The organism is Parasphingorhabdus sp. (genome assembly GCF_048269915.1).
Taxonomy (GTDB): Bacteria; Pseudomonadota; Alphaproteobacteria; order Sphingomonadales; family Sphingomonadaceae; genus Parasphingorhabdus.
In genome coordinates this window covers 790,400-803,869 of record NZ_JBLWTY010000001.1, presented here as the reverse complement: position 1 = coordinate 803,869, position 13,470 = coordinate 790,400, and the positions used below count along the sequence as shown (strand labels likewise).

Here is a 13,470-nt window from a genome sequence, read left to right as displayed (position 1 = left end):
GCTGTCTGCTAGCCGATTGTCGGGGATTACGAATAGTAACGGCGGGTCATGCACAAAGAAAAAACCAGACAGGGGCTTAAAGCCCGGCTGGACCATATGTTTACGGATCGCGAGTTTTTTATGCGATCGCACGGGCAGGTCCGTTTTCTCACGATATCGGCAATATTGCAGAAACGCGTAGTATATTCTGTCGCGGCGGCTCTGGCTGTCTGGCTGCTGATCACCCTGGCAATGATGATCAATCAGCTTACCGTTACCGGCGAACGCCTGGCCCTCGCCCAAAAAGAAGCAGAGGTGAACAGCACCGAGAACCGCGTCGCCAGCTATAAACAGTCGATCGACGGCGTCGCCGCTGATCTGAAGCAGCGCCAGGACGTGCTCGACCAGATGACCGAGCAGTTTATTGGCGAGCAGCCGGGCGCGGATGGCACAACAGAAATCAATCAATCCGACGAACAGCTGTCGGAAAATACCCGGAAAATCAGCGCTGCTTTTCCAGAAGCTGCACAGCTTGCCCGGCTCGAAGCGCGTCAGATTGCCTTTGCCCGGCGCTTGACGACAGTGGCCGTTCGACGCACCGAACAGGCGGCTGCGGCGATTCGCAAATTCGGTCTGAATCCCGAAAAATTGACGAAAAATTCTACCGATGCCATGGGTGGTCCATTCATTCCGTTCTTCAATGACAAGAAACAGCAACTGCACCCCACGCTCGAACGGCTTTCCCTCGCGCTTCAAAAGATGGATGCGCTGGAACGGACGTTGATCGCGATCCCGTCCGGGCGACCCGCCACCACAGGGATGATGTCGAGCAGCTATGGTTATCGCCGCGATCCGTTCACCGGCGGCGGAGCAATGCATAGTGGCATGGATTTCAAGGGGCCGCACGGCCAGCCTATTCTGGCTGCTGCCGGCGGCAAGGTCACCCATGCTGGATGGAAGTCCGGCTATGGCAAGACTGTGGAAATCACGCATGGCAACGGATTGATGACGCGTTATGCGCATTTGTCGCGGATTGGTGTGACGGCTGGCCAAAAGGTTGAACAGGGACTACAATTGGGGGCTATGGGAAGCACGGGACGCTCGACCGGGACGCATCTGCACTTTGAGGTGCGGTTGAACGGCAAGGCAATTAACCCCCGGCCATTTTTGGAGGCGAACACAGATGTTCTCAAGGTCAAAGCCATCGCACGACAACGTGCCAGCACGCCCAAGCGCGCCGAGTCAGGCACCAGCCGTGGCTAGAAACAACGGCAGCAGCGGATCGAGTTTTTCGATCATCGGCGACGGGATCATCATTACGGGCAATATCGAATCGAAGGTCGATCTGCATATCGACGGCGAAGTGATTGGCGACGTCAAATGCCTGTCTCTGGTTCAGGGCCCGTCAAGCAAGATCAAGGGTGCCATCATTGCCCAGAACGCCAGCCTGTCGGGCGCGGTCGAGGGATCGATCGACGCCGGAGACCTCGCCATCGCCTCAACCGCTCGCATTGGCGGTGACATCACCTATGAAAATGTGACCATTGAGCAAGGCGGTCACGTCGACGGCAAGTTCAAGCACCGCAGCGACAGGGGCCCGAATCTCGCCAAATCGACGATAAATAAGAGTGAAATGGCCATGCCGCTAGAGCTGACGGAAGGCGACAGGGCAGCTTGATCAGGGAGGAACGGTCCGGCCTTCAAATTACCGTCGTTCATTGTGGAAACAGCCTCTGGCGTTGTAAAGAGATATTCCGGAGCTAGTTGCGAGGGGCCTGTCTCCGATAGCTGAGCGCCTCCGCGACATGGAGACGGCCAATTTCCTGGGCGCCCGCCAAATCCGCGATCGATCGAGATACTCTTAGAACCCTTGTATAGCCCCGCGCCGATAGTCGCATCGCTTCTGCGGCTTGCGCCAGCAATGCCTGCCCGGGCTCGTCTGGCGTTGCATATTTCTCCAACGCATCGCCTTCGATTTCAGTGTTGGTCCGTGCTTCCAGATCAGCGAAGCGCTGACGCTGGATCGACCGCGCTCTCGCAACCCGTTCGGCCACCCGCCGAGAACTCTCGGCTGGCGGTGGCATGGTGAGATCCGCAGCAGACAGGGCTTCGACTTCTATATGCAGGTCAATACGGTCGAGCAGTGGCCCGGAGACCTTCGCCTGATAATCCGCCGCGCATCTCGGCGCCCGCGAACAGGCCAGAGTGGCATCGCCGAGATGGCCACAGCGGCAGGGATTCATCGCTGCGACCATCTGAACGCGCGCCGGAAAGGTCACATGCGCGTTGGCGCGGGCTACGCTGACTTCTCCGGTTTCAAGCGGCTGGCGCAACGAATCGAGCACCGGCCGCTGGAATTCCGGCAGTTCATCAAGAAACAATACGCCAAGATGCGCCATGCTGACTTCGCCGGGACGAACCTTCAGGCCGCCGCCCACCAGTGCCGCCATTGACGCGCTGTGATGCGGTGCCCGAAATGGCCGTTGACGCGACATCTGGCCGCCTTCGAGCGTCCCGGCGACCGAAGCCACCATCGACACTTCCAGCGCTTCGGAGGGCGATAACGGAGGCAATATGCCTGGTAAACAGGACGCCAGCAGTGATTTGCCCGATCCCGGCGGACCATTCATCAGAAGATTGTGTCCGCCGGCTGCGGCGATCTCCAACGCCCGCTTTGCGGTTTCCTGTCCTTTGACATCTTTGAGATCTGGCCCGTATTCCGGTTCGGGCGCCGCACCGGTTTCCGGTGGTGTCAATATCGCCTGCCCCTTGAAATGATTGAGCAGTGACAGCAGGTCGCACGGTGCCAACACTTCAACATCGCCGGCCCACGCCGCTTCAGACCCCTGCGGTGCCGGGCAGATCAAGCCCAGGCTTTGACCCGATGCGTGGAGAGCCGCGAGCAAAACGCCCGGCGTCGCCGCCAATCGGCCATCGAGTGACAATTCTCCCACTACGACATAGCTTGCCAGAGTCTCAGCATCGATAATCCCCATTGCACCTAACAGGGCCAGCGCAATCGGCAGATCATAATGGGAGCCGGCCTTGGGCATATCAGCGGGCGACAGATTGACGGTGATGCGCTTTGGCGGAAGCGACAATCCCATCGCTGCAATTGCAGCGCGTACCCGTTCCCGGCTTTCCGCAACCGCCTTGTCGGGTAAGCCGACGACATTGAATGCAGGCAGGCCCGGTGCAACCTGACATTGCACTTCCACATTCCGCGCTTCCAGACCGAGATAGGCCACCGTCTGAACCAGCGCCACCATCATGGCTGCCCCAATTTCATGTCCGGAACACTGGCTGTGCCAGGCGATGGAGTCGAGCAACAACCATCACTTGGCCGCAACCGTCAAAACCCATGCGATTTCCGCAGAGTAGCTAGTTAATATTGAGTAACCAAGCCCCGATACCTTCTGGCAAGCGCGCCCCGTCCAAATGGTTGCCATGCGAAATGGTACTCAAACCGATATTTCACAATTTCGAGACGCTTCGACGGGTTCGAAGGGCGGCTTCTTCGTCAGCGCCTTCCTGCTTGTCGCGCTGCTGTTATTTCCGGCACAGCCTGCGCACAGCGCTAGCAGCTATATCGTCACCGAGACGGTCGAGATTTTCGAATATGATTTATTCGAGCCAGAAACAGCGGCAAAACCCGCAGAAGCCGCTTTCGGTCAATATGGTCCTTTTCGCGTAATCGCAGCCGACACCGTCGAAATGACCGGTACGGTGGACAGTTATACACCCGCAACTTTCCGCCAGATGCTGAATCATTTTCCCGGAATCAAACGGATTGAAATGCTCGATTGCGACGGGTCCGTGGACGAGGAAGCCAACCTCAATCTCGCCCGTATGATCCGCCGCGCCGGAATCAGCACCCATGTGCCGGCCGGTGGTTCGATTCGCTCCGGCGCGGTAGAGCTTTTTCTGGCTGGTGCGCGCAGAACCGCGCATCCCGATTCGGAATTCATCGTGCACAGCTGGATGGATGAAGATGGCCGGGAAGCAAATGATTATCCACCCAGTGATCCGGTCCACGCTGAGTATCTCGATTATTACAAAGAAATGGGCGTTCCGGAGCCGACGGCACAAGCGTTTTATGCGCTGACCAACAGCGTGCCCTTTTCCGACCAATTGCGGCTGTCCCGCAACGACATGGCCCGCTTTCAGTTCGTCCACTAGGCGCTTTCCATCAAATCTCCCCGTTCACGCTTCGTGCATCTGTGGGAACGATAATCACATTCGCGCGCTTTATTTGCGATAGCGCGCTTGCGACTCCCTTCGCGAAGCACCAAGTGGAATATGATGGACGACAAATCGGATAAAAAGCGTTGGAAATATACGTCGGGGTCACGATTCGTGCTCGCGGTTATCGGATTCATGCTGATTCTGGTCTCGCCGATCATTGGCGCGATCCCCGGCCCGGGATTCATTATCGTATTTCCGATCGGTCTCGCTCTGGTCCTGCAAAACTCACGCTGGGCGAAGAAACGCTATGTCGATTTCAAGCGGCGATTCCCGCATTATGGCAAATGGACCGACTGGGCGATGCGCAGAAGGCATCACAAGACGCTTCCCGAAGATTTTGAACTGCCGATTTTTGGCAAGGTGAAAACCGGCAATCGTGACAAGAAAGTCTAGCGCAAACGCTTGACTTTCCGCGCCTGCCTGCCTAATCGCAGCGACAACGTATCGGTCGCAGCTTTTGGCGGCCTTTTTTATCGACATTTTGACGTAGGATAATCGCGATGAAGCGCACATTTCAACCGAGCCGCCTGGTCCGTAAACGGCGCCATGGTTTCCGCGCCCGCAAAGCCACTGTTGGCGGCCGCAAAGTACTGGCTGCCCGCCGTGCCCGTGGCCGCAAGCAGCTCTCTGCCTAAAAACAATTTGACTGTTCGTGCTGCGCCTGTCGAAGCACGTCTATCGCCAGATCATTTGAAATCGAAACACGCTTCGGCTGATTCGGTGGCAGCCGATTCAAACCGGCCGATCGAAGTGATTCGCAAGCGCACAGATTTCCTGACCGCCAATCGCGGCAAGCGATTCGCCACACCAAATTTCGTCTTGCTGGCTCATAGACGGCGCGACAACCACGCCGTCTCTGCGGATACGGTCCGCTATGGAATCACCGTTACCAAGAAAATTGGCAATGCTGTTGCACGCAATCGCTTGAAGCGCCGTTTTCGGGCATTGCTGGCACAGACATTGCCTGCTTATGGTATCGCCGGTGTCGATCATATCCTGATCGGCCGCAAAACCGACAAAGAAGCTGACTTCGCCGCAATCAAGGCGGATTTGGAAAAGGGCCTCACATATCTCGCCAAAAAACTGGGGGAGAAATGCTGAAGCCGGTTTTCATCTTCTTCGTGCGATGCTGGCAATGGGGTCCGTCGCGGATATTGCCGCCCACTTGCCGCTATCTGCCGACCTGTAGCGCCTATACGATCGAGGCGATCGAGAAACATGGTGCAATTAGGGGTAGCTGGCTGGGGACGAAACGGCTATTGCGCTGCCATCCTTGGGGAGGCTCGGGTTATGACCCGGTGCCTTGATACCCTCATACACCGATCCTATTTGCAACAAATGGCCGAAAACAGGACGACATAGTGGACGACAAGCGTAATATTATCATGGCGGTGCTTCTCACCGGTATCATTCTGTTTGGTTGGCCAATGCTGATGGAACGATTTTTTCCGGACATGGCCAACAAGAATGAGATTGTTGAACAGGCCAATGCGCCGGCGAACGATCAAGCAACTGGCAACCTGACAACTCCGGCGACCGGAACGAGCAGTGAAGGCACCAATATTGCGGCCGCAGCACCATCCGACAAGATTCGGCCACTGTCCACGGTATTGCGCGAGAACCCGCGCGTCCTGATCGAAACACCGCGCGTAAAGGGTTCGATCAATCTAAAGGGCGGACGGATTGATGACCTGACGCTTACCGATCATACCGTTGACATGAGCAAGAATAGTGACCCTGTTCGGCTGTTTTCGCCTTCCGGCACCCAGAATGCCTATTTTAGTCGCTTCGGCTGGGTGGGCGAAGGGGTTGCCGTGCCGGACGACAATACCGTCTGGTCCGCCGATCAAAGCAAACTCACCCCGGAAACACCGGTCACGCTCCGCTGGTCCAACGAGACGGGACAGGTCTATGCGATTACCCTATCGATCGACGAGAATTATCTGATCACCGCCGAACAGAGCGTCACTAATCGCGGTGAAAACGCAATTGCGCTAAGACCATATGGCCTGATCAACCGGAAACGCGATCTGAACAATATTCCGCCCGGCGAAGCCAGTACCTGGACCATTCACTCCGGCCCCATGGGCGTGTTTGAAGGCGCAGCAAATTACGATGTCGACTATAAAAATCTTGCCGGTGAAGAGCCGAGTTTCTTCTCCCGGCTATTTGGCACCTCTGCGGTAGCCGGAACCAATTCCTACGACACGGAAGTCAGCTGGCTGGGCTTTACCGACAAATATTGGCTGGGCGCGTTGATCCCGGAGAATATCACTCAAGTCGATGCAAAATTTCGTTCTGGCGGCAGCGATATCTTCCAGGCTGAAATTGCGAAAAAAAGTGCCCAGATCGTTGCCCCCGGCAAAGTGCTGAAAACCACGACCCGTCTTTTTGCCGGAGCCAAAGAAAACGCACTTCTCGAGAAATATGAAACCGACTTTGGTATCAAGAATCTTGATCGCGCTATTGACTGGGGCTGGTTCTACTGGTTCGAAAAACCGCTTTTCTATCTGCTCAACTGGTTGTTCAAACTGGTTGGAAACTTCGGCGTAGCAATCATCCTGATGACCTTCATTGTGCGCGGAATCATGTTCCCGATCGCCCAGAAACAATTTGCATCCATGGCACAAATGCGCGCCGTGCAGCCTAAAATGAAGGCAATTCAGGCGAAGCATAAGGATGACAAGCAGCAGCAGCAGCAGGAAATCATGAAGCTGTACAAGGACGAGAAGGTCAATCCGCTGGCCGGCTGTCTTCCTATCTTTCTGCAGATTCCGATCTTCTTCGCCCTGTACAAGGTGCTGATGCTTTCGATCGAAATGCGCCATCAGCCCTTTGCCCTGTGGATCAAGGATCTGAGCGCACCCGATCCGCTGACGCCGGTCAACCTGTTTGGCCTGTTGCCATTTGATCCTCCCACCTTTCTCGCCGTTGGTATATTGCCGATCCTCATGGGCATCACCATGCACCTGCAGTTCAAGCTGAATCCGGCCCAGATGGATCCGATGCAGCAGAAAATATTCAGCTTCATGCCATGGATGCTGGTATTCATCATGGCTCCTTTTGCTGCCGGTCTGCAGCTTTACTGGACGGTGTCCAACATTCTCACCATCGCACAGCAGAAGTGGCTCTATTCTCGCCATCCTCAGATGAAAGAGATGATGGCCAAGGAGGCCGAGGAAAAAGCGCGAAAAGCTGAAGCCGACAAGGCCAAGGCATGAAACCGCGCATGATTGACCCGCTTGGCATTAGTGCCGCCATTCCGCTCGCCGGGATGATGCATAGATGACGGCCCCGCTCCACCCGAAACTGTTTTCCGGTCCGATCAGCTTTCTGAAAAGTGCACCGCAGCTGCAATTTTTACCGGACCCAAAGGTCCCGGAGATTGCCTTTGCCGGTCGCTCCAATGTCGGCAAATCGTCGCTGATCAACGCCCTCACCAATCGCAATGGTCTCGCCCGGACGTCAAACACTCCGGGACGAACCCAGGAGCTTAATTTCTTCGATGTCGGCGATCCGCTGATCTTCCGGATCTGCGACATGCCGGGTTACGGCTTTGCCAAGGCACCGCCGAAAACAGTCCAGAAATGGCGGTTTTTGATCAATGACTATCTGCGCGGCCGGGCTGTTCTAAAACGGACTTTCGTGCTGATTGACTCGCGCCATGGCATCAAGCCGGTGGACGAAGAAGTGATGGAAATGCTCGACAATGCTGCGGTCAGTTATCGTATCGTGATGACCAAGACAGACAAGGTAAAGCAGGCCGAACTGGATGTCACCGCGGACAAAGTCGCCGCGATCGCCAAGAAACATCCGGCAGCGCATCCCGAACTGCTGCTCACGTCGTCAGAAAAGAAACAGGGTATTGATGAGCTTCGGCGCGCAGTGCTCGACGCGGTACAGGACTGATCTGTCCAAAGCCATTCTCCCTGACGATCCTTTATCTATACACAGATAAGCATATTTGGTTATGGGACAGAATATGAAACTGATAATCGGAAACAAAGCCTATTCCAGCTGGTCAATGCGCGGCTGGCTTGCCTGCAAGCAGTCGGGACTATCCTTCGAAGAGCTGACCGTGCCGTTATTCGGTGATGACTGGGACCATGTTCGGGAAAGCGAAAATTTTGCGCCCTCAGGCGGCAAGGTGCCAATATTGTGGGATGGCGAAACCGTGGTCTGGGATAGCCTGGCGATCATCGACTGGCTCGCCGACAAAACCCACCGCGACCGCTTCTGGCCAAAAGACGAGACGGCACGCGGCATGGCCCGTTCAATGGCAGCGGAAATGCATTCCAGTTTTATGGCGCTGCGCCGGCAATGCCCAATGAACACGCGGAAAATATATGAAGGCCTGTCCTTCAGCGACGACGTCATGGCAGACGCCGCGCGGATCATCGAACTCTGGGCGCAGGCGCGGGCCCGGTTCGGTCGTGGCGGCCCATTTCTGTTCGGTACCTATGGCGCTGCGGACATCATGTATGCACCGGTGGTTTCGCGCTTTCAAACCTATGGATTCCGGCTGCCCGGCTTTGCCACCAGCTATATGCAGACGATTCTAGACCATGAATGGACCGCACAGTGGATGGAAGCGGCCGAGGACGAGCCATGGGTGATTGAACGCCTCGAGCAACCGAAAGCGGCGGAAGCCTGATTGGCCATTTATGACTAGAGCAACCGTAATCGACTATGCGAAGCGGCTGATTGCACAGCCCAGCATCACACCTGCAACCGGTAGCGTGTTTGACGAGATGGAGGCCATGCTCCTGCCCCTGGGGTTTGAAATATCGCGATTCATCGCCGGCGATGCGCCCGAAGATGCAGAGCAGGGGGGGCCGGTCGAGAATCTCTTTGCCATTCGCAAAGGCCCCGCTGGCTCGCGCCATTTTGCCTATGCCGGTCATCTTGATGTCGTCCCTCCTGGCCAGGGGTGGCAAACCGATCCCTTCGTTCCGGAAGTGCGCGGTGAATTGCTCTACGGCCGCGGCGCCGTCGACATGAAGGGCAGCATCGCCGCCTTTGTCAGTGCCCTGCATGAATTGCCCGAAGATATCGGTACGATCAGCCTGATCATCACCGGCGACGAGGAAGGCCCTGCCCGTTTTGGTACGGTCGCGATCATGGACCATATGGCGGAGCGCGCTATCACCCCCGATCTGTGTCTCGTCGGCGAGCCAACATCAGTCCACCGGCTCGGCGACATGATGAAAATCGGGCGACGCGGATCGGTCAATATGTGGATCACCGTGAAAGGCATGCAGGGTCATGTCGCCTATCCTCATAACGCCGACAATCCGATCACCAAACTCGGCCGGATATTGACCGAGATTGACGCGCTTCAGCTCGACGAGGGTACCGACTGGTTCCAGCCGAGCAATATCGAGTTTACCGATCTCCATGTCGGCAATCCCGCGCATAATGTTATTCCCGCGAAGGCCGAGGGGCGCCTGTCGATCCGGTTCAATGACCGGCACAGCGGCGAAAGCCTCGGCGCCTTGGTCAGGGAAGTCGTCGAACGGCATGGCGGCGAATTGAAGCCGATCATTTCCGGTGAACCATTTTTGACGCCGCCCGGCGAATTTTCGACCATCATCGCAGACGCGATTCGTTCGGTGACCGGCGTCGAGCCGGAACTGTCCACATCCGGCGGAACCTCCGACGCGCGCTTCCTGGCAAAGATCATGCCGGTGGTCGAATTTGGACTGTGTAATGCAACCATGCACAAGCTGGACGAAGCGGTGGCGATCGATGACCTGGAGCAATTGTCCAAAATCTATACTCTGATTGTCGAGCAGGCCTTGCGCTGACCAAGGCCCAAAAATGGCTTAAGCGGATATGATCAGCGGCGACGGCGCAAAATGATATAAAGCGCCCCGGCCCCGCCATGACGTGGATGGGCCCGGCGCACGGCAGCGATATGCGATGCATGGCGCGAGGCCGCGAGCCAGTCGGAGATGGCCGAGCGTATCGCGCCTCGTCCGCCAGCCCGGCGGCGTTCCTCTTCACTTCGCGCTTTGCCGGTGATCAACAGAATCGCCCGATGGCCCGCCGCGATACTCAATTCCAGCGCGCTGTCGAGACGGCCATGCGCCGATGACAGTGTGTAACCGTGTAAGTCGACGGTGACATCGGCCTGAATCATGCCTTTGGCCAATCGGCGATCCCAGCCTCCGTCGAGACCGTGGCGGGTTGGAACCGGTTTTTGTTCGCGCAAAGGGACAGACTTGGCAGCTTGACCCCCAAAATCTTCCGCCGTGATTGGTCCGGCAATATTGCGCAGCTTTTTTGCAACGGGCAGCGATTGGACCCGCTTTAACCGGTTGCGGTCGAGCGGCTCCACGCTCTCCACAAATTTCTGCCACAGCGCCTTTTCACCGGCGGTAAGAGGCCGGTCAGACATGGCTTATTTTCCCAGAGCAGGCTGAAATGCCAAAAGCCGGGATAAACTGCCCTTGGGGAGGAAGATCAAAGCCTGGCCCCGCGAAGACATGCCGCCCGCTATCCGCGCAGCCTCTTCACCAGCACCCCAGAATGTATCGAACCGGTTCGCGCCCTTGATCGCCCCGCCACTATCCTGGGCAACCCAGAGGCCGTCGGCAATATCATGTTCCATGTCGAGAAAGACCGGCGCGCCCAGGGGGACAAACATACGGTCCGCCGCAACCGAAGTTCCCGCGACCACGGGATGCCCCATCGCACCCAAGGGGCCCGGACCGGTCAGTTCCTGAAAAAAGACATAGCTTTTGTTCTCGCGCATGATCCGCATTCCCTCTTCGGGATTGGCGCGCAGCCATTCGACAATGCCTTGCATGTTGGTCTTGCCATCAGCCAGCAAACCGCGTTCGCGCATCACTCGCCCAATGCCGGTATAATCATGACCATTTTGCCCGGCATAGCCGATCCGCATGATCGAACCATCGGGCAGCTCGAGACGGCCACTGCCCTGAATCTGGAGGAAGAACAGGTCGATATAATCCTGCGCCCAGGCGAACTCGAGTCCCTGACCGGCGATAGCACCGTCGTCAATGGCAGCCCGGTCTTCAAACGGGACCAATTTGGTGCCGTCGACCTTGCCGCGGACGCGCTTGTCTTTCAGCTCTTCGGAAAACAGGCCGAGATCGACATCAATCAGGTTGGCCGGTCGCCGATAAACAGGCACTGGATAGCGGGCATTTCTAACCCTGGAGCCGCGAATCTGCGGTTCAAAATAGCCGGTTGCGAAGGCTTTGCCATCGCCAATCTGGACGGTTTCGAAATAGGATACAAAAAAGCGCGCAGCGTCGTCTTCCGGCCAAGCCTGGGCAGCATCACACGATATTTGCCAGTCCGCGCCGGTTGTCAGCCCGCTATTGTCCTCCCGCCGCACCAGAGAAGAACAACTGGTACGAAAGGATTGCAGGGCAGAGGTGGCCTTGGACGGTGACAGGTTGAGGGTGGCGATGTCTGGACCGGCAGCAATCCCCGTTCCAAGCGCGCGCGTGATATCGTCGCCAATTTTCGTCAACTGGGCAGGGTCAGCGGGCTGGAAAGTCGCATCCCTATTTCCACGGGCGGCGAGCGGCGGAGCGGGGGCATTGGGATCATTGCCCGATACGCGCTCGCTCTCCTGCTGGGGGGAGCGGCTTTGCGCAGCCCCTTGCGGGATAATCGTCATGGAACAGGCGCTCAGCAACGCCATCGCTCCGGAAAGCGCCCCTATTTTCATGATAATATTCCCTGGCGACCGAGGATCAGGCCTCATCGGTCTCGTCGAGCAGCCAATTGGGATCAGCGCTCGAAAGATCGCGGCTGAACGTCCAGACATCGTGTGTTTCCACTGCGTCGGATAGTGAGCCACCGATCAGCTTGCCTTTCTTGTCTTTGACCACGGCCGCGATATCGGCATCGAACTGCACCGTAATGCGAGCCACAGGCCGATTATATTCTGCTGCCGAAATCCGGGCGTTGTCGATTCGAACCAGCTGGTTTTCCAGAACCTCACCCCGCTTTTCACGCGCGTTTATGACTTCGGCGAAGCTTTCATAAACATCATCATCGCAAAGGGACTTTAGTTCTTCCTTGTCGCCGTTCCAAAAGGCTTCCAGAATCATCGCATAAGCGGTCTGCGCACCGTCGACAAACCGGCCGACATCAAAATTGCGATCGGCACTCAGAATATCGCGCATGCCCGCTTCGGCGCTGCTGTCATAAATCATCGCAGGGGTGCCTGCCGGGGCAGGAACAACGTCCGGAACATGCGGCTTGGTATCATCCAAGGTTCTGCGTTCATTGGCGCGCGGCTCTATGTTCCGCGGCATATGTTCCTGCTCATGTCCGGTGCGCTTACCCAGTACGGAATATAGGCGCAGGCCGAGAAAAGCCGCTACCATGGCCAATAATACGATTTCGATGGTCACTTCAGAATCCAATCTTTTCTATCACTTTATACATAGGCAGAAAAAGGGCCGGTTTCAAATGGCATTAGCGAAAAAAGCCGGTATGCCGCAATCGGCCAGCCCCTTCTAAAGACCAATTTGTGAACCCGCGCTTACAAATTTGCTGAATTTCCTGGCTCTGCAACACCCGGTTTACTCTTTCATTGCCCTCGGTTCCGTCCCCTGCTAGGCGCGCTGCGAATGGCGCAGCGATATGCGCCACAGGACATGTTTGACTGATTTTCCGAAAGGACAGGCCCGATGGCTGATGAGAATGAAAAAAACGAAACCGGCACGGAACCAACCGGAAATGTGACCACCCCGGATCCGCTCGCCAATGGCGCAGATACCCAGCCGCAAATTGGTGTGATTTCTCAATATGTGAAAGATCTTTCGGTTGAAAATCCGAATGCACCGGATGTGTATCAATGGAATGCGCAGCCCCAAATTGATGTGCAGTTCAATATCGGATCTTCCAAAGTTTCCGACGAGGTTCATGAAGTAGAATTGAAGATCGACGTTACCGCAAAAGCCGACGAGGGCGTCGCCTTCGCAATTGAGCTGCTCTATTGCGGCCTCTTCGGGCTTCGCAATATTTCCGAAGAACAGGCGCATCCCTTCCTGTTTGCCGAAGCACCGCGGCTGCTCTTCCCCTTTGCCCGGGCAATTATTTCGGATGCTGTGCGCGATGCCGGATTCCAGCCATTGTTGCTAGAACCGATTGATTTTACAGCACTTTATATGCAGCAGCGCGAGCAGATGGCGGCACAGCAGACAGGCGATCAACCGGTTGGGAATGCCTGAGCTGGTTTTTCAGCAATTGAGGGCTTGA

At 56.5% G+C, this 13,470-nt stretch carries 16 protein-coding genes; 12 read left to right on the top strand and 4 right to left on the bottom strand.

All coding sequences use genetic code 11. The features are described from left to right. The first annotated feature begins 48 nt into the window (after positions 1 to 48). Together ACN0WX_RS03830 and ACN0WX_RS03825 are read left to right on the top strand one after the other, a co-directional pair. Entirely contained in the window at positions 49 to 1,242 is a 1,194-nt protein-coding gene (locus tag ACN0WX_RS03830; RefSeq protein WP_417620943.1) for a M23 family metallopeptidase, read from the top strand. Then, on the top strand, positions 1,235 to 1,657 hold the full coding sequence (locus tag ACN0WX_RS03825; protein WP_417620942.1) for a bactofilin family protein: 423 nt from the start codon (positions 1,235 to 1,237) through the stop codon (positions 1,655 to 1,657). Before ACN0WX_RS03830 ends, ACN0WX_RS03825 begins: the two co-directional genes overlap by 8 nt. 82 nt (positions 1,658 to 1,739) lie before the next feature. Here the strand turns inward: ACN0WX_RS03825 and ACN0WX_RS03820 are convergent, their stop codons facing one another. Then, positions 1,740 to 3,248: a YifB family Mg chelatase-like AAA ATPase gene (locus ACN0WX_RS03820; RefSeq protein WP_417621202.1), complete on the bottom strand. Its 1,509-nt coding sequence runs from the start codon at positions 3,246 to 3,248 to the stop codon at positions 1,740 to 1,742. A gap of 178 nt (positions 3,249 to 3,426) precedes the next feature. Between ACN0WX_RS03820 and ACN0WX_RS03815 the strand changes: the two genes are divergently transcribed. The 9 genes from ACN0WX_RS03815 to dapE all read left to right on the top strand — a co-directional run bounded on the left by ACN0WX_RS03815 (position 3,427) and on the right by dapE (position 10,031). After that, positions 3,427 to 4,158 (top strand): hypothetical protein, encoded by a 732-nt coding sequence (locus ACN0WX_RS03815; protein WP_417620941.1) that lies wholly within the window; start codon positions 3,427 to 3,429, stop codon positions 4,156 to 4,158. Positions 4,159 to 4,278: 120 nt separating this feature from the next. Beyond that, positions 4,279 to 4,617 carry a PGPGW domain-containing protein gene (locus tag ACN0WX_RS03810; protein ID WP_417620940.1) on the top strand — a complete coding sequence of 113 codons (339 nt, stop codon included), beginning with the start codon at positions 4,279 to 4,281 and terminating at the stop codon, positions 4,615 to 4,617. 107 nt (positions 4,618 to 4,724) lie between these two features. Further along, positions 4,725 to 4,859 (top strand): 50S ribosomal protein L34, encoded by a 135-nt coding sequence (gene rpmH / locus ACN0WX_RS03805; RefSeq protein WP_417620939.1) that lies wholly within the window; start codon positions 4,725 to 4,727, stop codon positions 4,857 to 4,859. A gap of 85 nt (positions 4,860 to 4,944) precedes the next feature. Further along, positions 4,945 to 5,325: a ribonuclease P protein component gene (gene rnpA / locus ACN0WX_RS03800; protein ID WP_417620938.1), complete on the top strand. Its 381-nt coding sequence runs from the start codon at positions 4,945 to 4,947 to the stop codon at positions 5,323 to 5,325. Further along, positions 5,319 to 5,531 (top strand): membrane protein insertion efficiency factor YidD, encoded by a 213-nt coding sequence (gene yidD, locus ACN0WX_RS03795; protein ID WP_417620937.1) that lies wholly within the window; start codon positions 5,319 to 5,321, stop codon positions 5,529 to 5,531. Before rnpA ends, yidD begins: the two co-directional genes overlap by 7 nt. A 54-nt stretch (positions 5,532 to 5,585) precedes the next feature. Continuing rightward, the gene (gene yidC, locus ACN0WX_RS03790; protein WP_417620936.1) at positions 5,586 to 7,445 is read left to right on the top strand and encodes a membrane protein insertase YidC; all 1,860 of its coding nucleotides are present in this window, start codon (positions 5,586 to 5,588) and stop codon (positions 7,443 to 7,445) included. A gap of 64 nt (positions 7,446 to 7,509) precedes the next feature. Further along, positions 7,510 to 8,133, top strand: a complete 624-nt coding sequence (yihA, locus tag ACN0WX_RS03785; protein ID WP_417620935.1) for a ribosome biogenesis GTP-binding protein YihA/YsxC — start codon at positions 7,510 to 7,512, stop codon at positions 8,131 to 8,133. A 73-nt stretch (positions 8,134 to 8,206) separates the two neighbouring features. Beyond that, positions 8,207 to 8,878: a glutathione S-transferase family protein gene (locus ACN0WX_RS03780; RefSeq protein ID WP_417620934.1), complete on the top strand. Its 672-nt coding sequence runs from the start codon at positions 8,207 to 8,209 to the stop codon at positions 8,876 to 8,878. 10 nt (positions 8,879 to 8,888) lie between these two features. After that, positions 8,889 to 10,031, top strand: a complete 1,143-nt coding sequence (dapE, locus tag ACN0WX_RS03775) for a succinyl-diaminopimelate desuccinylase (protein ID WP_417620933.1) — start codon at positions 8,889 to 8,891, stop codon at positions 10,029 to 10,031. Between the two features lie 32 nt (positions 10,032 to 10,063). Here dapE and ACN0WX_RS03770 read toward each other — a convergent pair whose 3' ends face one another. Genes ACN0WX_RS03770 through ACN0WX_RS03760 form a run of 3 tightly spaced genes read right to left on the bottom strand, consistent with a single transcriptional unit; the run spans position 10,064 to position 12,593 of the window. Next, positions 10,064 to 10,624 (bottom strand): Smr/MutS family protein, encoded by a 561-nt coding sequence (locus ACN0WX_RS03770; RefSeq protein ID WP_417620932.1) that lies wholly within the window; start codon positions 10,622 to 10,624, stop codon positions 10,064 to 10,066. A gap of 3 nt (positions 10,625 to 10,627) precedes the next feature. After that, positions 10,628 to 11,929: a murein transglycosylase A gene (locus ACN0WX_RS03765; protein WP_417620931.1), complete on the bottom strand. Its 1,302-nt coding sequence runs from the start codon at positions 11,927 to 11,929 to the stop codon at positions 10,628 to 10,630. A gap of 25 nt (positions 11,930 to 11,954) precedes the next feature. After that, a complete protein-coding gene (locus tag ACN0WX_RS03760; RefSeq protein ID WP_417621201.1) occupies positions 11,955 to 12,593 on the bottom strand; it encodes a Tim44/TimA family putative adaptor protein in 639 nt (212 codons plus the stop codon). A 306-nt stretch (positions 12,594 to 12,899) separates the two neighbouring features. Between ACN0WX_RS03760 and secB the strand changes: the two genes are divergently transcribed. After that, on the top strand, positions 12,900 to 13,442 hold the full coding sequence (secB, locus tag ACN0WX_RS03755; protein ID WP_417620930.1) for a protein-export chaperone SecB: 543 nt from the start codon (positions 12,900 to 12,902) through the stop codon (positions 13,440 to 13,442). Positions 13,443 to 13,470 lie beyond the last annotated feature (28 nt).

Excerpts from the sequence above, each read along its gene's own strand:
- ACN0WX_RS03830 (WP_417620943.1), top strand. The coding sequence starts at position 49 with ATGCACAAAGAAAAAACCAGACAGGGGCTTAAAGCCCGGCTGGACCAT.
- ACN0WX_RS03820 (WP_417621202.1), bottom strand. The coding sequence starts at position 3,248 with ATGGTGGCGCTGGTTCAGACGGTGGCCTATCTCGGTCTGGAAGCGCGG.
- ACN0WX_RS03815 (WP_417620941.1), top strand. The coding sequence starts at position 3,427 with ATGCGAAATGGTACTCAAACCGATATTTCACAATTTCGAGACGCTTCG.
- ACN0WX_RS03810 (WP_417620940.1), top strand. The coding sequence starts at position 4,279 with ATGATGGACGACAAATCGGATAAAAAGCGTTGGAAATATACGTCGGGG.
- rpmH (WP_417620939.1), top strand. The coding sequence starts at position 4,725 with ATGAAGCGCACATTTCAACCGAGCCGCCTGGTCCGTAAACGGCGCCAT.
- yidD (WP_417620937.1), top strand. The coding sequence starts at position 5,319 with ATGCTGAAGCCGGTTTTCATCTTCTTCGTGCGATGCTGGCAATGGGGT.
- yihA (WP_417620935.1), top strand. The coding sequence starts at position 7,510 with ATGACGGCCCCGCTCCACCCGAAACTGTTTTCCGGTCCGATCAGCTTT.
- ACN0WX_RS03780 (WP_417620934.1), top strand. The coding sequence starts at position 8,207 with ATGAAACTGATAATCGGAAACAAAGCCTATTCCAGCTGGTCAATGCGC.
- dapE (WP_417620933.1), top strand. The coding sequence starts at position 8,889 with ATGACTAGAGCAACCGTAATCGACTATGCGAAGCGGCTGATTGCACAG.
- ACN0WX_RS03770 (WP_417620932.1), bottom strand. The coding sequence starts at position 10,624 with ATGTCTGACCGGCCTCTTACCGCCGGTGAAAAGGCGCTGTGGCAGAAA.
- ACN0WX_RS03765 (WP_417620931.1), bottom strand. The coding sequence starts at position 11,929 with ATGAAAATAGGGGCGCTTTCCGGAGCGATGGCGTTGCTGAGCGCCTGT.
- ACN0WX_RS03760 (WP_417621201.1), bottom strand. The coding sequence starts at position 12,593 with ATGGTAGCGGCTTTTCTCGGCCTGCGCCTATATTCCGTACTGGGTAAG.
- secB (WP_417620930.1), top strand. The coding sequence starts at position 12,900 with ATGGCTGATGAGAATGAAAAAAACGAAACCGGCACGGAACCAACCGGA.